Origin of the sequence: Methylobacterium sp. WL8, assembly GCF_008040045.1 — a bacterium.
Lineage (GTDB): Bacteria > Pseudomonadota > Alphaproteobacteria > Rhizobiales > Beijerinckiaceae > Methylobacterium > Methylobacterium cerastii.
Genome location: NZ_VRVF01000026.1, coordinates 1 through 19,738 on the forward strand (window position 1 = coordinate 1; position 19,738 = coordinate 19,738).

Annotated in this window: 27 protein-coding genes; 10 read left to right on the forward strand and 17 right to left on the reverse strand. The window is 66.5% G+C overall.

What is annotated here, in order from left to right:
* Nucleotides 1-102: 102 nt before the first annotated feature.
* From FV234_RS11425 to FV234_RS11450, 6 genes are all read right to left on the reverse strand, one after another.
* Nucleotides 103-891 carry a helix-turn-helix domain-containing protein gene (locus tag FV234_RS11425; protein WP_147829370.1) on the reverse strand — a complete coding sequence of 263 codons (789 nt, stop codon included), beginning with the start codon at nt 889-891 and terminating at the stop codon, nt 103-105.
* A 4-nt stretch (nt 892-895) separates the two neighbouring features.
* On the reverse strand, nt 896-1,084 hold the full coding sequence (locus tag FV234_RS11430; protein WP_147829372.1) for a hypothetical protein: 189 nt from the start codon (nt 1,082-1,084) through the stop codon (nt 896-898).
* A gap of 115 nt (nt 1,085-1,199) precedes the next feature.
* Entirely contained in the window at nt 1,200-1,424 is a 225-nt protein-coding gene (locus FV234_RS26935; protein WP_348643058.1) for an Arc family DNA-binding protein, read from the reverse strand.
* Nucleotides 1,425-1,834: 410 nt separating this feature from the next.
* Nucleotides 1,835-2,005, reverse strand: a complete 171-nt coding sequence (locus FV234_RS26180) for a hypothetical protein (RefSeq protein WP_187273653.1) — start codon at nt 2,003-2,005, stop codon at nt 1,835-1,837.
* Nucleotides 2,002-2,226: a hypothetical protein gene (locus FV234_RS11445; protein WP_147829374.1), complete on the reverse strand. Its 225-nt coding sequence runs from the start codon at nt 2,224-2,226 to the stop codon at nt 2,002-2,004. Before FV234_RS11445 ends, FV234_RS26180 begins: the two co-directional genes overlap by 4 nt.
* The gene (locus FV234_RS11450) at nt 2,223-2,522 is read right to left on the reverse strand and encodes a hypothetical protein (protein WP_147829376.1); all 300 of its coding nucleotides are present in this window, start codon (nt 2,520-2,522) and stop codon (nt 2,223-2,225) included. Before FV234_RS11450 ends, FV234_RS11445 begins: the two co-directional genes overlap by 4 nt.
* 23 nt (nt 2,523-2,545) lie before the next feature.
* On the opposite strand from FV234_RS11450, the gene FV234_RS26185 reads away from it, so the two are divergent.
* Together FV234_RS26185 and FV234_RS11455 are read left to right on the forward strand one after the other, a co-directional pair.
* On the forward strand, nt 2,546-2,722 hold the full coding sequence (locus FV234_RS26185) for a hypothetical protein (protein WP_187273654.1): 177 nt from the start codon (nt 2,546-2,548) through the stop codon (nt 2,720-2,722).
* Between the two features lie 538 nt (nt 2,723-3,260).
* Nucleotides 3,261-3,905, forward strand: coding sequence for a hypothetical protein (locus FV234_RS11455; RefSeq protein ID WP_210250882.1), 645 nt, complete (start codon nt 3,261-3,263; stop codon nt 3,903-3,905).
* A 116-nt stretch (nt 3,906-4,021) separates the two neighbouring features.
* Here FV234_RS11455 and FV234_RS11460 read toward each other — a convergent pair whose 3' ends face one another.
* Genes FV234_RS11460 through FV234_RS11470 form a run of 3 tightly spaced genes read right to left on the reverse strand, consistent with a single transcriptional unit; the run spans nt 4,022 to nt 5,146 of the window.
* The gene (locus FV234_RS11460) at nt 4,022-4,480 is read right to left on the reverse strand and encodes a hypothetical protein (RefSeq protein WP_147829380.1); all 459 of its coding nucleotides are present in this window, start codon (nt 4,478-4,480) and stop codon (nt 4,022-4,024) included.
* Between the two features lie 40 nt (nt 4,481-4,520).
* Nucleotides 4,521-4,889 carry a hypothetical protein gene (locus FV234_RS11465; RefSeq protein WP_147829382.1) on the reverse strand — a complete coding sequence of 123 codons (369 nt, stop codon included), beginning with the start codon at nt 4,887-4,889 and terminating at the stop codon, nt 4,521-4,523.
* Nucleotides 4,886-5,146, reverse strand: a complete 261-nt coding sequence (locus FV234_RS11470) for a hypothetical protein (protein ID WP_147829384.1) — start codon at nt 5,144-5,146, stop codon at nt 4,886-4,888. The genes FV234_RS11465 and FV234_RS11470 overlap by 4 nt, the downstream gene beginning before the upstream one ends.
* A 156-nt stretch (nt 5,147-5,302) precedes the next feature.
* Here FV234_RS11470 and FV234_RS11475 point away from each other — a divergent pair, with 156 nt between their 5' ends.
* On the forward strand, nt 5,303-6,022 hold the full coding sequence (locus FV234_RS11475; protein WP_147829386.1) for a thermonuclease family protein: 720 nt from the start codon (nt 5,303-5,305) through the stop codon (nt 6,020-6,022).
* Nucleotides 6,023-6,229: 207 nt separating this feature from the next.
* On the opposite strand, the gene FV234_RS11480 is transcribed toward FV234_RS11475, so the two are convergent.
* The 6 genes from FV234_RS11480 to FV234_RS11505 all read right to left on the reverse strand — a co-directional run bounded on the left by FV234_RS11480 (nt 6,230) and on the right by FV234_RS11505 (nt 11,330).
* Nucleotides 6,230-7,114 carry a class I SAM-dependent methyltransferase gene (locus tag FV234_RS11480; RefSeq protein ID WP_147829387.1) on the reverse strand — a complete coding sequence of 295 codons (885 nt, stop codon included), beginning with the start codon at nt 7,112-7,114 and terminating at the stop codon, nt 6,230-6,232.
* Between the two features lie 212 nt (nt 7,115-7,326).
* Nucleotides 7,327-7,629, reverse strand: coding sequence for a hypothetical protein (locus FV234_RS11485; RefSeq protein ID WP_147829389.1), 303 nt, complete (start codon nt 7,627-7,629; stop codon nt 7,327-7,329).
* 166 nt (nt 7,630-7,795) lie between these two features.
* On the reverse strand, nt 7,796-8,545 hold the full coding sequence (locus FV234_RS11490) for a TylF/MycF/NovP-related O-methyltransferase (protein WP_147829392.1): 750 nt from the start codon (nt 8,543-8,545) through the stop codon (nt 7,796-7,798).
* Nucleotides 8,546-8,567: 22 nt separating this feature from the next.
* A complete protein-coding gene (locus FV234_RS11495; protein ID WP_147829394.1) occupies nt 8,568-9,254 on the reverse strand; it encodes a class I SAM-dependent methyltransferase in 687 nt (228 codons plus the stop codon).
* Nucleotides 9,255-9,813: 559 nt separating this feature from the next.
* Nucleotides 9,814-10,128, reverse strand: coding sequence for a hypothetical protein (locus tag FV234_RS11500; RefSeq protein ID WP_147754176.1), 315 nt, complete (start codon nt 10,126-10,128; stop codon nt 9,814-9,816).
* Nucleotides 10,129-10,259: 131 nt separating this feature from the next.
* Nucleotides 10,260-11,330: a UV damage endonuclease UvsE gene (locus FV234_RS11505; protein ID WP_147829396.1), complete on the reverse strand. Its 1,071-nt coding sequence runs from the start codon at nt 11,328-11,330 to the stop codon at nt 10,260-10,262.
* A gap of 186 nt (nt 11,331-11,516) precedes the next feature.
* On the opposite strand from FV234_RS11505, the gene FV234_RS11510 reads away from it, so the two are divergent.
* The 7 genes from FV234_RS11510 (at nt 11,517) to FV234_RS11535 (ending at nt 16,814) form a co-directional block, all read left to right on the forward strand.
* Nucleotides 11,517-11,759, forward strand: coding sequence for a cysteine rich repeat-containing protein (locus FV234_RS11510; RefSeq protein ID WP_147829398.1), 243 nt, complete (start codon nt 11,517-11,519; stop codon nt 11,757-11,759).
* 113 nt (nt 11,760-11,872) lie between these two features.
* On the forward strand, nt 11,873-12,118 hold the full coding sequence (locus FV234_RS11515; RefSeq protein ID WP_147829400.1) for a hypothetical protein: 246 nt from the start codon (nt 11,873-11,875) through the stop codon (nt 12,116-12,118).
* Nucleotides 12,112-12,264: a hypothetical protein gene (locus tag FV234_RS26190; protein ID WP_187273655.1), complete on the forward strand. Its 153-nt coding sequence runs from the start codon at nt 12,112-12,114 to the stop codon at nt 12,262-12,264. Before FV234_RS11515 ends, FV234_RS26190 begins: the two co-directional genes overlap by 7 nt.
* A gap of 232 nt (nt 12,265-12,496) precedes the next feature.
* Nucleotides 12,497-14,395 carry an MHYT domain-containing protein gene (locus FV234_RS11520; protein WP_147829431.1) on the forward strand — a complete coding sequence of 633 codons (1,899 nt, stop codon included), beginning with the start codon at nt 12,497-12,499 and terminating at the stop codon, nt 14,393-14,395.
* A gap of 14 nt (nt 14,396-14,409) precedes the next feature.
* Nucleotides 14,410-14,844 (forward strand): response regulator, encoded by a 435-nt coding sequence (locus tag FV234_RS11525; RefSeq protein ID WP_147754180.1) that lies wholly within the window; start codon nt 14,410-14,412, stop codon nt 14,842-14,844.
* On the forward strand, nt 14,841-15,905 hold the full coding sequence (locus tag FV234_RS11530; RefSeq protein ID WP_147829403.1) for a response regulator: 1,065 nt from the start codon (nt 14,841-14,843) through the stop codon (nt 15,903-15,905). Before FV234_RS11525 ends, FV234_RS11530 begins: the two co-directional genes overlap by 4 nt.
* A gap of 108 nt (nt 15,906-16,013) precedes the next feature.
* On the forward strand, nt 16,014-16,814 hold the full coding sequence (locus FV234_RS11535; protein ID WP_147829405.1) for a fumarylacetoacetate hydrolase family protein: 801 nt from the start codon (nt 16,014-16,016) through the stop codon (nt 16,812-16,814).
* Between the two features lie 82 nt (nt 16,815-16,896).
* On the opposite strand, the gene FV234_RS11540 is transcribed toward FV234_RS11535, so the two are convergent.
* Together FV234_RS11540 and FV234_RS11545 are read right to left on the reverse strand one after the other, a co-directional pair.
* Nucleotides 16,897-17,634, reverse strand: a complete 738-nt coding sequence (locus tag FV234_RS11540; RefSeq protein ID WP_147829407.1) for a hypothetical protein — start codon at nt 17,632-17,634, stop codon at nt 16,897-16,899.
* Between the two features lie 108 nt (nt 17,635-17,742).
* Nucleotides 17,743-19,623: a hypothetical protein gene (locus FV234_RS11545; protein ID WP_147829409.1), complete on the reverse strand. Its 1,881-nt coding sequence runs from the start codon at nt 19,621-19,623 to the stop codon at nt 17,743-17,745.
* Nucleotides 19,624-19,738 lie beyond the last annotated feature (115 nt).

Here is a 19,738-nt window from a genome sequence, read left to right on the forward strand (position 1 = left end):
GAAAGCATCGCCCCGATCGGCGATGATCCCCTCGTCAGCCTGCCCACCCTCGCAGCCTGATCGTCCCGGCCCAAGCCGGTGATCGTGGTGGCCCTCACCAAGCTACACCACGCCTAGGGACACGACCCTGAAGGCTTGTGGCCGATGCCCGGCGGAAGCCCGCGGCGGTGCCGGCTCGTCGGCCCAATGCCCGGCGTTGAGCCAGCCCGCCGGGTACTTCGTGAATTTTGGGTCCTCGCCTGCTTTCTCGGCAGCGAGCCGCCCAGCGCCCTCGATCAGCTCGGCAGCTGTCGCCTTCCGGATCTTCACGACCTTGGCGAACGCGACCTTGGCGGCATCCTTGCCGACCTTCCGGGGATATGCCTGCCAGAAGCGATCGAAGTCCGAGGGGGAAGAGGGAGTCTCTTCTCTGTTTCCCTTCCCTGTATCTTTCCCTGAGTAGGGTGCACCGCCGTGCACCGTTGACGGTGCACCGTCGTGCACTGGAGGGGTGCACTGTCGTGCACTGTTGTCTTCGTGTAACAGTGCATCTTGCTGCACCGTTGACGGTGCACCGCCGTGCACTGTTGAGGCAGGTTGGTCGGCGCGCGCGAAATCGATCAGGAAGGTGTTCGTCGCGTACCGGTTGGGCCCGGCAGCCGCGCCACCCTTCACCTGATTGACCGAGATCCACCCGCCGGCTTCGAGCTCCTGGACCGCGTTGATCACGGCGCGCCGCTTCAGCGCGACGCCATCCGCGAGGGTCTGATAGGAGGGGAAGCAGCGTCCCGTCTGCGAACTGTGGTGATAGAGCAGGCGAGCGGCCACGAGCTTCGCCGTCTGAGACAGAGATGCGTCGGCGATGACCGCCTGAAGCAGCTGCCATTTTTGAAGCAGGGTGACCGCACTCATTGAGTCACCCCGCCCAAGCGAGGTGATCGGCCGCGAAGATCTCGGCAGCGATCAAGAAAGCACGTTCGGCTTCCGCCTTAGTGGCGCCGAACCGGCGGTCCATAGCCCAATAGATCAGGTCATTGCGATGACGCCATCTTAGACGTTCTGTCTCGATGATGATCGAGGCGATGATCGCAGCAATGTCGCTCATGCGCGGCCTCCCTGAAGGAAGGCCCGTACTTCGTCTGGCCAGCGGAAGTGGGCGGTGACCGTGCCATCGCGGTCGATCAATGCAACGCCCTGATCGTGATGGGTGCGCCGCGGCATCAAGGGAACGCCTGTTCCGCGGTCCGCTGGCACGATGAATGAGACTGGCGCGCGGGAGTCGTACGTTCCATTCTTTCGCGAAGTGCGCATATTACTTCGCTGTTCAAAGAAGATCCATTCTTGTCAGCTTGGAGCTCGATGAAAGTCTTGATGTCTGCTGGGAGACGAATCTTGAGTTGTTGCACCTGATACATTCGAGCCCCCTGGGTTGGGATAGCTGTCATGCAACCACCGTGGTCCCTTGAAGTCAACCCCACGGTGGTCCATTGTCCGGCGATGGCACGCGACGATCCTCAGATGAAGCTTCGGCTGCCCGACGACCTCCGCGAGCGCATTCGCGATCGCGCTGAGCTCAACGGTCGGAGCATGAACACGGAAATACTTGGAGCGCTTGCCAGGTCATTTCCGCCATCGGAGGACGCGATTGACCTTCTTGGTAACTTGCAAGAGTTGTTTCGTATTCACTTAAGGCACCCAAAGCCAGAGCATGAAGCAATTTTTCAAGAATTGGCGCAGCAATTAGAGCTGGAGATTAGGCGACTGCAGAAATTTGACCTTAGATAGGTGCACGTGAACGCCGCCCGCGCATCTCGCGTGGCCGGCGTCAACGAGGTGCGAGCGGCCCCGCCGGGTATCAGCGGCCCGTTGCCAAGGCGGCGAGGGCCTGGGCGTGGCGCATGCGGCTCTCGGCGAGGCGGTAGAGCCCATCTGAGAGCCGGCCCGCGCTCATTGCGAGGCGGGACAGCACCAGGGCGGCGACCGCGGCCTGCAGGCTGCCGCGATTGACGAGCGGGTGCGGGCTCATCGCAGAGCCTCCGCCTTGGCAGCGTCGAACGCCGCCCTCCATCGAGCCTCAAGCCGCTTGCTCAGCTCGATCATGACGCCGCCGATCGCGAACAGGCCGGCTTGACTGACCTCTCCGTCACCGGTGCCGAGATCGCGTATGACCTCCGACCATCGACCAACGTCGGCAACCTCGTCCTCCATCTTGTAGAGGTGGCTGTATACGGGGTAGCGCTCCGTCATCGGCCGGCCTCGATGCTGCTCTCGACGGCGTCGCCATAGGCACGCGCAGCGCGGCGCGCGAGATCCGCGACGTGTCCGATGATGAAGCTCAGGTTCTCCTTCTGCGTCGTCGTCATCAGGATCGGCACATACGACTGCGATCCGAGGCATGCCTGCAGCAGGCGTGGATCGGCCGCCGTCAGAGCGTCGTCGCTGATGGTCTCCGCGATGCTGGCCAAGAGGCGTAAGTCGAGGAGGGCCGAATCCAAATCAGAGAACGCCGGCTGTTGATCAAGGCGAATGGCATGGGTGCTCATGCTGCAACCCCGCAGTTGAAGCGGTGGGCGCCGGCGCCGGTCCACTCGACGACAGTCAGCTCGGCGTCGGCGCCATCCTCAAGGTCGACGTCGCCCGCCAGCATGTCGAGCAAGGCGAGGTCTGCCTCGACGCGGGCGGCTATGCGCTGACGAAGCACCCGAAGCCGGTGCCGATCAGCGTGCGCAAAATGGCGATCTAAGCCCCTGCGGATCGCCTCAACAGCGTCGTGCGCGGCTTGGTCGGGATCGGCGGTCCGCATGGCGCGGAGGGCCAGCGTGACGGGGCCAGGCTGCCTGCCGGCCCCGCGGGGTAATAAGGCCGACGGAGCGCCAGCCTGGGGTAATAAGGGCGTGCGTGTGCTATGGGCGTGATTAGCCATGATCGTCTCCAGAGGACGGTTGTGGTTAGGGCCTTCCGAGAGGGTGCAAGCTCTTGGATGGCCCGCCTATATCTGCTATCGTAAAATCACGATGTCAATAGCTGATAGCAGAAAGCCGCGGGGACGCCCGCCGACCGGTATCGGCAAGGCCATTGGCCTGAGGCTGTATCCAGAGCTCGACGCCTCTCTGGACGCCTGGATCGCTGACCAGCCCGAGCCGAAGCCGTCCCGTCCAGAGGCGATCCGACACGCGCTTACAGACTGGCTCACCGGCCAGGGGTATGTGCGGCACCATGAGGATCCAGAGGGCGCGAACTGATGGTCCTGAAAAGGCATCTAAGGCGAAGGGCTATCTGACGTGACGGGATCTCATCGTCCTATAGATGAATACGATCTACACAGCAGGGAAATGACTCTGCTGTGCGGTCTTTGCGAAAATGTCGCCCACGCACTTCTGGCGCAGCGCCGCCTTTATAATAATTTCGTCAAGAAAGAAGAACAGCGCGAAAACATTGGTCATCAGCAAAGACAGGGCGCGATCATAAGAGCAGACGAAAATGCTCTTTTAACTGCTTCATGGAAAAGTGTTCGGTGGCTCAAAATTGCGATGAGGGAAGGAGTTGTTCCGGCGTCGTTGGGTGACCGATTTTTTGCACTTGAAGCTAATCTAAAAGACGTTCGCGATATGCGCGAGCATGACGATCAGTACAGGCTCGGCAAAGGACGGTACCGAGATCGGCACCTCCACCGCGACGCGGAAAGCGGCACTGCAGTAACTGCAGACTGGACTTTCATTCATCATGACCGCTACCTGATCGGCGGTCGCCTACTTCTCTCCGATCTCTCACTTGCCGTTCGCCATCTGTTTTGCGATCTCACAACCGGCGGGTTCTGGCCCTTGCCCTGGGAAGATCTTGGCATCGCGGAGTCCGGCCCACTACCTGGCGAGGAAGCGGAGGCCATTTCCCTTAGCGATGATGACCACTCTGCTTGCCGCCCTTAAGTCTGCTGGCATCATCTTAATCTAAAGGATTGGCGACGGGCCGAGGGCGCTACCCAGAAAGATATGTTGCAATAGAGCCTATGATTTTCTTAAGCGCCTGATGACGAAACGAGTTTTTATTTCAGAACGCTACAGATGCCGCGCGAAGCACTTGATCCATCCTTCCCAAGTGCCACTTGGAAGAATTTATTATCATTGGTTCCAAGCGATAGGACGACTTGATCAGATATCATATTATCATTCGCCAAAACAATATGTCGCAGATAAGGATTTGGGCCGATCGATATGACCTTCATATCAAAACAATCTAGTTTTCCAAATAAGGTTATGCAGCGTCTAAATTTGTTTCTGCCAATATCGACTGTAAAATTCATCTTCAGATTTGACTCTCGCGCATCGCAAGAAGCATCGTTGCACGAAGTTCCCTGAACTTCTTGGCAAAATATCTCCTGAGTCCTTGCCTGAGTAGTCAGTGCAATGCTGACGAGAATGATCGCTGCAAATCGAAGTGTCATATCCTTTTCGTTGCACAAGTAGCCCGCGGCCGGCAAGGCGGCGGGGGTTTCGTCGTTCATATTGCGTCAGTCTGTCTGTGAGGCAGAGGCGCCCGTGGCATCAGCGTCGCGCCGGCGGCGTTGTGACCGGCGCCGTTATGGACGGCGGGATGCGCTTGATCAGCTCTTCGAGCTTCGTATCGACTTTGATCGTGCGATCATTGATCGTCGCAATCTTGTCGTCAAGTTTAGAATAGATCGTAAGTACCATAGCAGCCAATATCAAAAAGCCACCACCAAACATAATCAAAATTTTAACAACGTCATCGTGCCTGTTGTTGTTTATTTCTTTTATATCATCCCTGATCGCGCCAATATCTTTCGTAATGGGTTCGAGCACAAGGCGAGCTTGGCTCGACCTGTCGGAGATATCCGACGGATTTGCGCTTCTGCTGTTCTCAGGGCTTCCAGAGCTTTGGCCAGCGCTCACGCTTGCGCCCTCGCATCCGCCCATTCCCACATGTCCATTCGATGCCAGCCCCACCGTTTGTCGAACGGCAGCACCAGAATCTGTCCGACTTCGCCTTTGTCGCCGACTTTCGCACCCACCTCCTGACCGGTGAGTCCCGCTACCGCGACAAGGTACTGCCCCGCTGTGATGCGAAAGAAGTTCTCCGGAAAGGCGGTCTTGATCGCCTGTTCCAGCGCCTCGCTACCTTTGGGGGCTATGATCGCGAAAACCTGCATGCGACTCGCTCAGTGTGGATCGATCATATCGTGCGACTTTGACCAGGGACAATGTGAGCCCCGTAAACCGGCCCCACGCCGCCGTCGTTCCGTAACGGTGCTGGGCTCGGCTGTCGCCTACCTCGACAACCGCACCCCGGCGGCTATCCTGCCGGGATGCGCCTTGCCCTGATCGCCGCCCTCGTCATCCACGGCGGCGTTGCCGTCGCTACGGAGCCGATCGTCGGCCGGGCCAGCGTCACCGACGGCGACACGGTCATCATCCGCGGGACCCGCATCCGCCTTCACGGCATCGACGCCCCCGAGAGCGCGCAGCTATGCCAGGACGTCGCCGGCAAGTCCTACCGCTGCGGACAGGCCGCCGCTCTCGCGCTGTCCGACCGGATCGGCGAAGCCCCCATCTCGTGCGAGCCTCGCGACACCGACCGCTATGGCCGCACCGTCGCCGTCTGCCGGAAGGGCGCCGAGGATCTGAATGCCTGGATGGTCACACAGGGCCACGCCGTCGCCTACCGCCGCTACTCCACCGACTACGTCGAGGCCGAGACGACCGCGAAGGCGGTCAAGCGCGGCATCTGGGCCGGCTCGTTCACGACCCCGTCCGAGTGGCGGCGGGGCGAGCGCGGGTTGTCTATGGGGTTCGCGACGCCGGGCGGGCCGGACGGGCCGATCCCCGCGCCGGTCTCGCCTACGGTGCCGCCGGCGGCGGGCAGCTGCTCGATCAAGGGCAACATCAGCCGGAAGGGCGAGCGGGTCTACCACGTCCCTGGATCGCGCGATTACGACCGGACCCGCATCAGCGTGAAGGACGGGGAGCGCATGTTCTGCAGCGAGGACGAGGCGAAGGCCGCCGGGTGGCGAGCCCCGCGGGGATGACGGCGTTCGCGACGCCCATCTGAGGGATGACGCGCACCGCTTGACGCGATAGCCTCTCATCTTCCCAGACGACCTCAGCCCCGCCGGCACCCGCCGCGCGGGTTTTTCTGTCTCAGCCCTCTCGCGACCTACTTCGCTTTACGGTCTTTGTATCCCCGGCGCGTCCGACCGACGCTCGCCCGTATCTTCTGCGTTCAATAACTCAATCTATCGCAAACCGTCGTCCCAAGCCGGGCGCCCAATCACGACCACGTCATGATTATTGGCCCAGGCTCTTTCCTGATACATAAAAATTCTTACGTCAGGAATGCCTTCGAGTATCGACATCAGGCCGTTTGGCTTGGCAACTGACACCCCATAGCTTCCGCTAATGTACCCATGTTTATTATCGCTTGAGTAATCTGCAAATCCATAGCCCGTGCTATGGTGCCCATCCATAATCTTTGACCATTTTTGTTCGTCGATATAGGGATTTATTTTTTGTAGCTCTAGTGCAATTCTTCCGTGAAAAGTTGCAACAATAATCCCATTTTCCGTCAGGTGTTTGGCCAAAAATGAAAGCCACGATTTTGTTATTTCGGCTGATGTGTGCGTAAATAAACTACCAATCCAAATTATATCGTAAAGCGCTTCGAATTTCACCTTGGTCATGTCTTCTTGCGAACGGATTGGCCGGGCGTTGAACTGATTAACACAAAAATCGACGCCATCACTGTCCAAGTCGCAAGCGTCAAACGTGGCATCAGGGAACATTTTTACCAAATGTCGAAGAATTCGACCGTGGCCACATGGTAGGTCAAGGACGCGATTTACCTCGGTCAATCGACTGGCCGCGATGGCTGTCATAATTACTTCTGCAGCAGAAGCTCCAACCCACATATAATTGGCGCCAGCCATGGCATCGACCGGCGAAGTCTCAGAACTTACTTCGCTCGGATCATAGTCTTTCAAAACTTGTTTCAGCAACGAAAAATCCTTGACGGATTTATCATGCTCGGGATTGGCAGACATTATTACTGCGTTGTCTTGTTTCGTGAAAATCGAAGCCAACATGACCCTCATTACTTCGTTAAGTTCAGAACCTTCGCGCATACTTTCGCCGCTTAATTATTTGCGACGATTGTATTTACACAAATTAACGTCAGGTTGTGTCTTTGTCTAGGGGCAGGGCCAATAGGCTTTCCTAAAGCCGGTTATTTCGTGCCCCGCTGACCGGTAAAGCCTTCCGCCCCATACACAATTATCGCACGAGGAAACCCATCAATCAGCCCGCCCGGCACCCGCCGAGGCGGGCTTTTTCTTGTCTACTCCACCGACCGCAGCCGCGGCCCTAAGCCCGTGTGCACGCCCGTGAAGTCGGGCCGGGTGCTGATCCGGTCCTTCCGCTTGCAGGCCGAGCACACCAGCCGCAGCGCGACGTCGGACACCGGCAGATCGTCCGACAGGCCATCGAATGGCATCTCTCCGCTGTGCCCGCACCCGCAGTAGACCAGCAGCCCACGGGCGCCGTTCGCCTTGCTGTTCGCGATCGTGGCCGGCGGCTGCTCGATGCCGTCCGAATCGTACCAGCGGCGCGGGTTGCGCAGGTGCCTCGGGACGCCGGTCACGCCAGCCGCATCCAGGCCTCGGCCGCGAGCAGCACGAGGAAGCCGGAGCCGATTAGGTAGAGAGGCAGGCGCCGGCGGTGGAGCTCGGCCGCGCGTGTCCGGTTGTCGTTCACTGCAACCGCGCCGGACCCGGGCGCAGGCTCTGCCGAGCTGCCCTGGCTTGGTGCTACAAGCCCCTAGTAAAGAAGCGCGCCCACCATCCGCGACGCTGTGATCCCGGCTTGATAAGAAGCCCCTGACCAGTCGGAAGGGAAGCGACCGTCGCGCCTCGTTCCATTGCGAATGCATCTATCGCAACTTTTTGGGTGCGATATCCGTAATATGCGTAGTCGTCAAAAACAACAGGGGCCCCTGGGACCAGTCGATCCCAGAAGTGTTCCATTGCGGCCACCTCGGGAGGAGAGCAATTCATATCGATGTGAAGGAACGCGACTTGATTCGGCGTGACTTGTTTTAAGGTCTCAGGAATAACGCCCTCTATAATTCGTGTGTTGCACCACTCCGAGAAGTTGCGCCACGCTAAATCGGACCCGGTGACCAAAAAACCGATATCGCGCTCGCGCTGGGTGCGCTCTAGAGTTCCACCCGCCCGCTCCTCCTCGGTGATGTATCGTGGGTCGACGCCGGTGAACGTGTCCATGAGGAAGAACGTGCGGCCAGTTCGATCCCAGTCCAGCAGCTGCATAATTGCTGAGCTGAGAAAGCCACGGTTGACACCGCATTCGACGAAGTCGCCCGGAAGTGTGCTTGCGTGCCGAGCGGCCCAAAGCCCAATGTGGACGCGCCAATACCATTGGTAGTCCTGATCCGCCGCTTTTACCCCGCGTGCGTAAGCATTTTTGAACGCTGGATCGTTCAAGAACTCATGATTGTGAATTGTTTTCAGTCCATCGAATTCGTATGTATCTATGCTCATTTTCAGATCGATCTGTGTCGCTCTACCGTCGCGCTGCTATAGCTAAAGCCGCCGGAAACTCAACAGCATGGATAGTCAGCTGCGATAGCCCTGCTTGCACCGGTGTGATCCAAAAGTCGGCACCGAACTCGGTGTGTACCAGGAAATCGTCCCCGGTCTGGTCCGGAAACCCGTGCCAGCTTTTGGGTAAACCCGCTCGACCTCGCGTCAATCGCCCGACGATGACAGGCACGGTATAGCAAACAGCTCCGTTGGGCTTGAGCACGCGAGCGCACTCGCGCAACGCGCTCGCGGGGTTCTCGACGTGCTCCAAAGTATCGGAGTGGGTAACGACATCGAAGGTCCCATCCGGGAAGGGCAGCGCGTGCATGTCAACGTCAGGGTAGGCCCCGAAAGTATGCCCGGGCAGTTGGCTTAGGATCGGGTGAAGTGTGCCCGCCTCGTTCAGCTCCAACACACGCAGCGACGCGGCCTCGGCCGATAGAACAAAGCGGTTCAAGGGGCCGCTAGCTCCGACGCTCGCCATGATCGAAGTCGCTAGCGCTACCGACCGCAGATTGGCAGCGCAGCCTGAACAGCATCGCCCCTGCTGCGCATTCACGTAGTCGATTTCGTGTTGGGAGATCTGCCAAGCATCGTTCAGCTCGCGCCACAGAATCGGGCGAGCGGGAAGAAATTCATCATTGCCGCACACCGAACATACCGGCATTTCACCCTCCATCTCGAACAGAATGCGGGTATTTCCTGGCTCGCACAATCCTGCAAGATTACCGCGCCAGCAGTCCGATTATCACGGCGGCAAGGCCGATCGGGGTGCGGGGATCGCGGGTGGTGGGCTCCGCCATGTTGAAATCCTAGAGGCGGCCGAGCGGGGCGCTACAGGCCGATCAAGTGCGGGGCGCGCCGAAAATTACCCTTACGGCTCAACGGAACCTATCCCCCAGGGTGCGGGGCAATCAGCCTTGGTTTTGCAGGATTATTTTAGAACTGCTCGGGGAGCCATCACCCTTTCAAGTCCTTCCCCTGATCGATCCCGCCGCCTTGAGCTGCCCTACGGCGGCCGGGCGTTGCTGCGCTGGCGCGCCAGCGATCCCCCATCTGGTGGATGACGGCCGGTCCTGATCGGTTCAGGCAGGAGACCCGAGATCACCTTGGCCCGGCCGGAGACATCCGCGCCGGGCTTTCTTGTGATCGCGTCGTCGCGATGGATCGGACCGTCGGCGTAGCCGCCGCGTCGGACGCGACCACGCTTCCACATCCGCGCGTCCTCAGCTTCGTGGGTCGGCCGCCCGCCTTAGGGCGGAGGCGCCGGCGCCGGTCCGGTTCTGGGCCTCGTCCATCACGTCGCCGATCCTGTCGCCGACCGCGATCACGATGGCCGTCGAGGCGGCGCCCTCCGCCGTCTCGGAGTGGAAGCGGCCGAGGGTGTCGGTGAGGCGCTGCTCGATGGTGCCGAGCACGGTGCGGGCGGCCTCGGCGTTCGCGCGCATCATCACGCCGGCGAGGTCGCAATAGGCCTCCCGCAGCAGGTGGAACGCCAACCTGTCGACGGCCTGCGCGTCCTCCGGACTCAGATCCCGCATCTCGCATCCCGTCGGCCCGCCTTCGGCGCGGGCATCGTCTCGAACATGCGCGTCGGGAACGCGACGTACGGCCTTTGGGGGGCCGGCTGCCGCGCCCGACTTCGCCGCCCCCGATCGGTACGCCAGCGGGCCTAGGAAGGGAATGCGGCGGCGCCTTCGCGGCGGAGTTCCGCCGACAGGGCGTCGGAGGCGAGGTTCTTGGACTTCGCCTCGATCTCGAAATCCGCCCACGCCAGGTGGCGCGCGACCAGGGCGTTGAGGGCGCGGTTCCACATCATGTCGGAATGGGCGGCGAGGTCGCGCCAGGAATGCCCGGCCTCGTTGAGCACCACGAAGTCGGGCAGCGCGTCGGGATCGTGCTCCGGCAGCACCGTCTCGCGCGAGACGCTGACATGCGCCACCGGCCGCACCCCGCGCCAGGACTCGCGCACCCGCGCGACGCGCGGATCGTCCGGCGCGATGTACTCGCCCCGGCTCTCGACCCAGTGATGGTGCAGGTCGAGCACCACCGGCACGCTGTCGGCGAGCGCCAGCACCGCCTCGAGCCCGAAGGCGTTCTCGTCGTTCTCGACGGTGATGAGGTCGCGCGCCGTCTGCGACAGGCGCGGCAGCGCGGCGCGGAAGCCCTCGGTGCCGGGATCGCGTGCGCCGACATGGATGTTGATGTGCGCGCCGTGCGGGTGCCAGCCGTCGCCGTAGCCCAGCAGCGCCATCAGCTCGGCGTGGTACTCGAACTCTGCGATGCCGTTCTCGGACGCCGCCGGGTTGCGCGAGGCGATCACGCAGAACGGGCCGGGATGGAAGCTGAGGCGCACGCTGCCTGCGCGGGCGGCCTCGCCGCAGCGGGCGAGGCCCGCCTCCACGAGGCGGCGCATCTCGGGCTCGGCGTAGATGTCCCGCGCCACGGGATGGGTGTAGCCCGGCAGGACGTTGCTCGCCATGCGCAGCAGCCGCTCGATCGGCGGGCGCCCGGCGACCCAGGCGATCTGGCGCTCCAGGGCCCCGAGGTTGTGGCGCACCAGGCCCTCGATCTTCGCGCGGCGCGCCGCCGGCGCCAGCGCCGTCAGGGAGGCCATGGTCGCGTTGGTGAGGTTCATCCGAAGCGTCGCCTCGCGGGCGGCCTTCAGGGTCTTGAAGCCGTCCGGGGGCGGCGTGAGCACGAACTTGCAGCAGAAGCCGAGGCGAGGCGCATCATCGATCATGGGTCGAGAACGCCGGGCGCCGGGTTTCGTCACATCCGATCCGTGCATCGCCGCGGGCGGTCGATGCCGCAGGCGCGCGGGCCGGCCACGACGGAGCCGTTTCGCACGGTGCGGCGTTCCTTGCCGTGGGCCTCGACCGAACGACCATCCTCGAGCCGCCCAAGATCCTCTCATCTGGAAGCCACGATGCGCGCCGCCCTGCTAGCTCTCGTCCTCGCCCTCACCGCCGTCCCGGCCCTCGCGGCCCCCGCCTCGACGCGCGGCAACGCGGACCTGAAGAAGTACTGCACCGGCGACGCGCTGAAACTCTGCGGCGACATCGATCCCGACGATCCGGCGATGGAGGCGTGCTTCAAGAAGAACCGCGACGCGCTGACGGAGAATTGCCGCCGGGCGATCGACGCCTACGCGCAGTCCGGCGGCAAGTAGGGCCTACCGAGGAGAGGACCTCGACGACGGGCGCCCGCGCCCGTCATCCGGCCGTCACGCGCCCCCCTTAAGCGGACGCCCTCGCCGCCCCGGCGGCATCGCGTCCCGATACCATGCCCGAGCATGTCTGCCTCGACCCGCACGACCCCTACGCGCAGCGCGAGGTCCGGGTCGCCTTCGAGCGCATCGGGTCGGGCTTCCGCCTGATCGCGGCGATCGACGCGTGCGACGACGACATCCTGCCCGACCTCGTCGACGCGCAACGCGCCGACCTGATCCGCGAGATCGCCGACGCCGAACGGGCCGCCGACCGCGTCCCCCCGGCCTTCGTCGGCGCCCGGTCCCCGGCGCCGTGCTGAGGCTCGGCCGCCTCGACGACGCGGAGGACGTCGCGGCGTTCCCGGTCTGGGAACGCGGGCGCACGAGCCGGATGCCGTCCTATATCGGCGCGGCCCTCCTCGTCCTCCTCGTCGGCGACCTGCTGATCCAGCTTCTCCCGGCCTGACGGACGTCCGGGCTCGACGGGGCAGGAAGCGTCGTGTGCCGTCGATCTGCGCGCGTTCGGCAAGAGGCGTCGACGACCGGTCGCGTGACGCGCTTTCTTTCGTCCGGTCGGTATCCCGCCGGGCCGAAAGCCCTCTAAGGTCGCGCCGACCGCGAGCGCCCTCGCCGGCCCGAGCCGTGCGGCGACGGCCGCGGCCGGCCTCGCGCGAGTGTCCCCGTCCACCGGTCGCGCCATGGTCCACACCGGCTACAACCCAGCCCTCGTCGCCCTCTCCCTCGCGATCGCCGTGTTCGCCTCCTACACCGCGCTCGACCTCGCCGGGCGCATGCGCGGTTCCGCGCGCGGGCCGCGCTGGGCCTGGGTCGCCGGGGCCGCGCTGGCGATGGGCGGAGGCATCTGGTCGATGCACTTCGTCGGCATGCTCGCCTTCGAGATGGGGATGCCGGCCGCCTACGACCTCGGCCTCACGCTGGCCTCCCTGCTGATCGCGGTGGGCGCCACCGGTGCGGCCTTCGTGCTGATCAGCCGGCCGGGCGCGGGGTTGCGCGACATCCTCGTCGGCGGCCCGCTGATGGGCGTGGGCGTCGCCGGGATGCACTACACCGGCATGGCGGCGATGCGGGTGCCCGGCAACCTCGCCTACAGCCTGCCCGTCGTCGCGCTGTCGGTGGCGATCGCCGTCACCGCCGCCACGACCGCGCTCTGGCTGACCTTCCGGCAGCACGGCGTCGGGCAGAAGCTGGCGGCCGCGTTCGTGATGGGCCTCGCGGTCGCCGGCATGCACTATACCGGGATGGCGGCGGCGACCTTCACGGCGGAGGCGGCCGGCGCCCACGCGGCCCATGCCGGCGAGGTCCATGCCGGCGGCGGCGGCGCCGGGCAGCAGAACCTCGCGCTGGCCGTCGGCGGCGCGACCTTCCTGATCCTGTTCCTCGCCATGCTGGCCTCCTCCATCGACCAGCAGCGGGTCCAGCGCGAGCTGCAGGCCAGCGAAGCGCGGTTCCGCGCGGCGGTGCAGGCGGTGCGCGGCGTGCTCTGGACCAACGACGCCGAGGGCCGGATGGTGGGCGAGCAGCCCGGCTGGGCGGCGCTGACGGGGCAGACGCCCGAGGCCTATGCCGGGTTCGGATGGGCGAGCGCCGTGCATCCCGACGACGTGGCGCCGAGCGTGGCGGCCTGGAACGCGACGGTGGCGGCGCGCCGGCCCTTCGTGCACGAGCACCGGGTCCGCGCGCAGGACGGCGCCTGGCGCCATTTCGCGATCCGCGCCGTGCCGGTGCTCGACGACCGGGGCGGGATCACCGAGTGGGTCGGGGTGCACACCGACATCACCGAGCAGCGCGAGGCCGAAGGCGAGCTGCTGGAATCCAACGAAGAGCTGCAGCGCTACGCCTACATCGTCAGCCACGACCTGCGCTCGCCGCTCGTCAACGTCATGGGCTTCACCTCCGAGCTGGAGGAGGCCCGTCCCGAGATCCGCCGCGCCCTGGGGGACCACCCGGACGCCGAGCGGATCGACCGGGACCTCGGCGAGGCGCTCGGCTTCATCCGGGCCGCCGTCACCCGGATGGAGGGCCTGATCGCCGCCATCTTGAAGCTGTCGCGCGAAGGGCGACGGCGCTTCGCCCCCGAACCCCTCGCGCTGACGAGCGTCCTGCAGTCGCTCGCCGACGCGCAGCGCCACCAGATCGAGACCGCCGGGGCGACGGTCTCCGTCGCCGCCGACCTGCCCACCATCGTCGCGGACCGGCTGGCGGTCGAGCAGGTGGTCGGCAACCTGATCGACAACGCCGTGAAGTACCTCGACGCAGGCCGGCCCGGCCGGATCGCCATCACCGCCCGGCCGGCGGGCGGCGACCGCGTGCGCATCGCCGTCACGGATAACGGGCGCGGCATCGCCCCGCGCGACCACGCCCGCGTGTTCGAGCTGTTCCGCCGCTCCGGGGTCCAGGACCGGCCGGGCGAGGGGATCGGCCTGGCGCACGTCAAGGCGCTGGTGCGGTCGCTCGGCGGGCGCATCGACCTGACCTCGACGTTGGGCGAGGGCACCACCTTCGAGGTGACGCTGCCGCGCGAGGCGGCTACAGGTCGTGAGGCACACGGCGCCCCGACGACCCTGGCCGCGGAATGACCCTGGAGGCCGCCATGAACGCCGTCAGCATCGTGATGATCGAGGACGACGACGGGCACGCCCGGCTGATCGAGCGCAACATCCGCCGCGCGGGCGTGAACAACGAGATCATCCCCTTCCGCGACGGCACCTCGGCCCTGGACTTCCTCCTCGGGCCGGACGGCTCGGGCGAGGTCAGCGCGCGGCGCCACCTGCTGATCCTGCTCGACCTCAACCTGCCCGACATGACCGGGATCGACATCCTCGAGAAGGTGAAGGCCAACCCGCACACCAAGCGCTCGCCGGTCGTCGTCCTGACCACCACGGACGACAGCCGCGAGGTCCAGCGCTGCTACGATCTCGGCGCCAACGTCTACATCACCAAGCCGGTGAACTACGAAGGCTTCGCCAACGCCATCCGGCAGCTCGGGCTGTTCTTCTCGGTGATCCAGGTGCCCGAGAACCCATGACCGGCCCTCCCCCCGCCGCGGCCGGACCGGCCGGCACGGCCCGCATCCTCTACATCGACGACGACCCCGGTCTCGCGCGCCTGGTCCAGCGCGCGCTCGGCGCGCGCGGCTACGTGGTCGAGCTCGCCGCCGACGGCGATGCGGGGCTGGAGCGGCTGGCGCAGGGCGGCATCGACGTCGTCGCCCTCGACCACCACATGCCGGGGCAGACCGGCCTCGACGTGCTCCCGGCGATCCGCGCGCTGCCCGACGCGCCGCCGGTGGTCTACGTCACCGGCTCCGAGGACAGCCGGGTCGCCGTCGCCGCGCTGAAGGCCGGGGCGGTCGACTACGTCTGGAAGGACGTGCAGGGGCAGTTCCGCGAACTGCTCGGCGGCGCCATCGACACCGCGCTGCGCCAGGAGGCGCTGCGCCGGGACAAGGAACGCGCCGAGGCGGAGGTGCGCGCGGCGCGCGACCACGCCGTGATGCTGCTGCGCGAGGTCAACCACCGGGTCGCCAACTCGCTCGCCCTGGTGGCGGCGCTGACGCACATGCAGACCAGCGCCGTCTCGGACCCGGCCGCCAAGGCGGCGCTCGAGGAGATGCAGGCGCGGATCTCGGCCATCGCCGGCATCCACCGCCGGCTCTACACCTCCGACGACGTCGAGGCGGTCGAGCTCGACGCCTACCTCGCCAGCCTCGTCGAGGAGCTGCAGGCGGCGATGCGGGCCTCGGGGCGCGACCACGCCATCCGGCTGAGCGCCGACCCGGTGCGGCTCGCCACCGACAAGGCGGTCTCCGTCGGCGTGGTCGTGACCGAGCTCGTCACCAACGCCTACAAGTACGCCTACCCCGTGGACGCGGCCGGCGAGATCCGGGTCGAGCTCCGGCGCCGGGCCGAGGACACCCTCGAGCTCGCCGTCGAGGACGACGGGATCGGCTGGACCGGCGAAGGCCGGCCGCGCGGCACCGGCCTTGGCTCGCGCATCGTCCGGGCGATGGCGACGAACCTGCGCTCGGGCCTGTGCTACGTCCCCGACCGCGTCGGCACGCGGGCCGTGCTGTCGTTCCGGGCCTGACGGGCCCTCGCGGGTCTCGGCGCGCCGGCCCGACGACCGCGACCGTCGCCCCGCCGCGCCCGATATGCGACGATGCCGCCTCGCCGCGCTCCCATCGGACCCGCCCTCATGAGCCGCATCACCACCCGCCTCGATCGCCGCACGGCCCTCGGAGCCGCCGGGGCCGCCCTCGTCGGCCTTGCCGCCGACCCCGCGGCGGCGGAGCCGGACCGAGGCGCCACGCTGTTTCCCCTGGCGCAGACGACGATCCCCGTCACGGGGCTGGCGCAGGCCTTCCCGGTGCGGCGCATCTACTGCATCGGGCGCAACTACGCGGCGCATGCCCGCGAGATGGGATCGGACCCGGCCCGCGAGCCGCCGTTCTTCTTCCAGAAGCCGGCGGACGCGATCCAGGTGGTGGAGCCCGGCACGGTGGCCGACCACCCCTATCCGTCGCTGACGAAGAACTACCACCACGAACTCGAACTCGTCGCGGTGCTGAAGTCCGGCGGACGCGACATCCCGAAGGACCGCGCCCTCGACCACGTCTACGGTTACGCGACCGGCCTCGACATGACCCGACGCGACCTTCAGCGCGGCATGGGCGACCAGAAGAAGCCCTGGGAGGTCGGCAAGAGCTTCGACCGGTCCGCGCCGATCACGCCGATCCTGCCGGCGTCGACCCTCGGCCATCCCGCGCGCGGCCGGATCCGGCTCGCGGTGAACGGCACCGTGCGGCAGGATGCGGACCTGTCCGACATGATCTGGTCGGTCGCCGAACAGATCGCCAACCTCTCCGAGGCGTTCGAACTCAAGGCGGGCGACGTGATCTATTCCGGCACGCCGGAGAACGTCGGGCCGGTCGTGCGCGGCGACGTCCTGCTCGGCACCATCGACGGCCTGCCGCCGCTGTCGATCCGCATCGTCTAGGGCATCGCCTCGGAAAAGGAGCAACGCCCCAAAAAGTGGTTGCCTGATTTCGGAAAAGACGACTCGCGACGGCTGTCCTGAATCAGGGACCTGGGACGGTGCTCTCGACGTCCGATGCGGGACGGGCGGGCGGCGAGACCGGCGGCCCCGTCCGGGTGGCGATCCACAGGACGTTCCGCGGGCCGTCTCCGCTGGCGCGCGACCGCACCCGCACCTCCTCGACGGAGAAGCCCGAGCGGGCGAGCCGCGCCTTGAACTTGCGGTCCGGGCGGCCGGACCAGACGCCGAGGACGCCGCCCGGCCGCAGGGCGTAATGCGCGCGCTTCAGGCCCCAGGCGTCGTACAGGCGGTTGTTCTCGCCCCGGACCATGCCCTCCGGGCCGTTGTCGACGTCGAGCAGGATGGCGTCGAACATGGCCGGGCCGGATTGGATCAACCGGTTCACGTCCGCCTCGTGCAGGGCGAGGCGGGGGTCGTCGAGGCTGCCGGCGAACAGGTGCGCCAGGGGGCCGCGCGCCCACGCCACCACCGCGGGCACGAGCTCGGCGACGACGATCTCCGCATCCGGCCCGAAGGCGTCGAGCGCCGCCCGCAGGGTGAAGCCCATGCCGAGGCCGCCGATCAGCACGCGCGCCTTCGGCCGGTCCCGCAGCCGCGCCGCGACGAGGGTCGCGAGCGCGCGCTCGGACTCGCAGTGCCGGTCGCGCATCAGGTCCTGGTTGCCGACGGTGATCGCGAAGGCGTCGCCCTGCCGCATCAGGCGCAAGGTGGTCTTCTCGCCGGGGACGAGACCGGTGTCGACGTGGACCCAAGGCGTCACGGATATCCTCCCGCCGCCCGGCGGCGTGGTTGCAGCGCGCTCCCTGTACCAGCGGTTCGGAGGCGCCGCGAGAGGCGCCGCGAAGGGCGCCGTCGGTTCTCGCGACGCCTACTCGGTCGTCGCCGTCACCGCGATGCGGCCGAGCAGCGTCGCCGGGTCCTCGGCCGCCGCCACCTCGGCCGCGCTGAGGCCGGCCGGCTGCAGCGGCTTCACGCCGAGCCGGAGCTGGCCGGGCCGCGTGATGAAGCGGGCCACCGCCTGGCCCAGCTCGGTGGCGCCCGGCATGGAACCCAGCATTTGCGGGATGCCGAGGCGGGCGTAGGCGGCGTACTCGATGCGGACGTCCTCCGCCGCGACGCCCCTCTGCCGGGCCTGCATCGCCAGGACGCGGTCGAGCAGGCCGCGATCCTGGATGTCGAGGTCGAGGGATTGTGCGGTGGCGCCGAGCGCCGCCCGCGTCGCCGCCTCCGGATCGCGGCCGAACAGGTCCCGCGACACGTTCCCGACGACGGCGCGCAGCTTCGCCGTGCCCATTCCGCCGCCCTCGACGGCGATCTCGTGCACGGCGAGCTGCCGGCTCGCCTCGCTCCAGGCGAGGTCGGCCCTCACGCTGGTGGCGACGGCGGTGTAGCCGAGGGCGGCGAGCTGGCCGGACGAATCCTGCCCGGACACGAAGGCCGCCGGCACGGACAGGTCACGCATCGCGAAGCGAAGCCGCGTCGGCACGCCCTCGACGAGGTCGGAGGTCACGAGTTCGAGGCCGTCGAGGGCGAAGGCTGCCGCGCCGGCGCCTTCACCGCCTGTCGTGCCGTCCTTGGAGCCATCCTTGGAGCCGTCCTTGGCTCCAGACTTCGCGACCTCGATGCGGCCGAGCCGGATCGCGCCGACCTGGGGCACGAAGCGCCGGGCCTCCGCCGGGCCGACCCGGGAACCGGTCGCGGCCGCCGCCGCCATCCCGTCGATCAGGCTGCGCAGCGAGACGTCCTCGACCGCGACGGAGGCGACGCGCGCCGTGAGGTCCGGGCCGGCGGTCTCGAATCCGTCGAGCCGCACACTTCCCGGCGCACCGGCCGCGGCGGCGAGCCCGATCCGCGCGATCCGTCCGGTCGTCCCGTGCGGGTCCGCGTAGTCGAGGCCGACCGCCTCCAGGCTGCCGACCTGGAACGCGCCGAGGAGGTCGGCCGCGGCCGCCAGCCCGCGGGCGCTCGCGCCGGCGTCGGCCTCCTTGTCGAGGCTTGCCGCGATCCGGTCGAAGGTCGCGCCGAGGCCGGCGGCGGTGCGGCGGCTGCGGGCGTCGCGCCCGACGACCCGTGCGATCCGGACGACGTCGCCGTCCGGGCTCGTCAGCGCGATGCCGTCGAGCGCCGCGCCGACGAACGCCGCCTTCAGGGCGCTGGCGTCGTCCGCCGGGTGCGGCAGGAACGGGGCGAGCAGGTGGTCGGCGTCGACCCCGGCCGTCTCGAACCGCGCGAACGCGGCGCGGGCGGGCGTTGCGCCCTCCCCGAGGGCGACCGATCCCGGCCCGACCACGACCGCACCGATCCGGCCGTCGCCGACATCCGACAGGCGAAGGTCCTTCAGGCTGGCGACGGCCGAGCCGAGCGTGATCGCGAGGTCCGGCACCACGATTTCGCGGGCCTTCATCGCCGCGAGGCGCTCGCGCAGGTCGCCGGGCGCGGCGGGGTCGAGGAGCCGGGCGACGTCCTCGCGCGTCAGGGACGTGCCGCGCACCTCGATGCGGGGCGCGGTGAGCGTCATCGCGCCGGAGACGTAGCGGACGCCCTCGGCGACGAGGCCGTCGGCACCGAGGGCGGAGATGGCGGGCGCGGGCGCGTCGCCGCGGGAGAAGAACTCCGACGCCCTCGGCTTGGCGGGCCGCTCCTCGGCGTCGCGCGCGAAGAAGTCGGAACTCCGCGGCTTCGGCGCCTGCGCCGACGCGACGGCGATGCAGCCGAGGATCAGGACGGCTGATGGCAGGATCGGTTTCATGGCGGAGGGGCGTCCGGGCGTCGCGGTGCATCCACGAAGCGCAGCGCGCCGGATTTGTCGAGGCCGGCGGCCGCCGCATCCCCCGACGACGCGCCGAATCCCGGCGGCCCGAGGG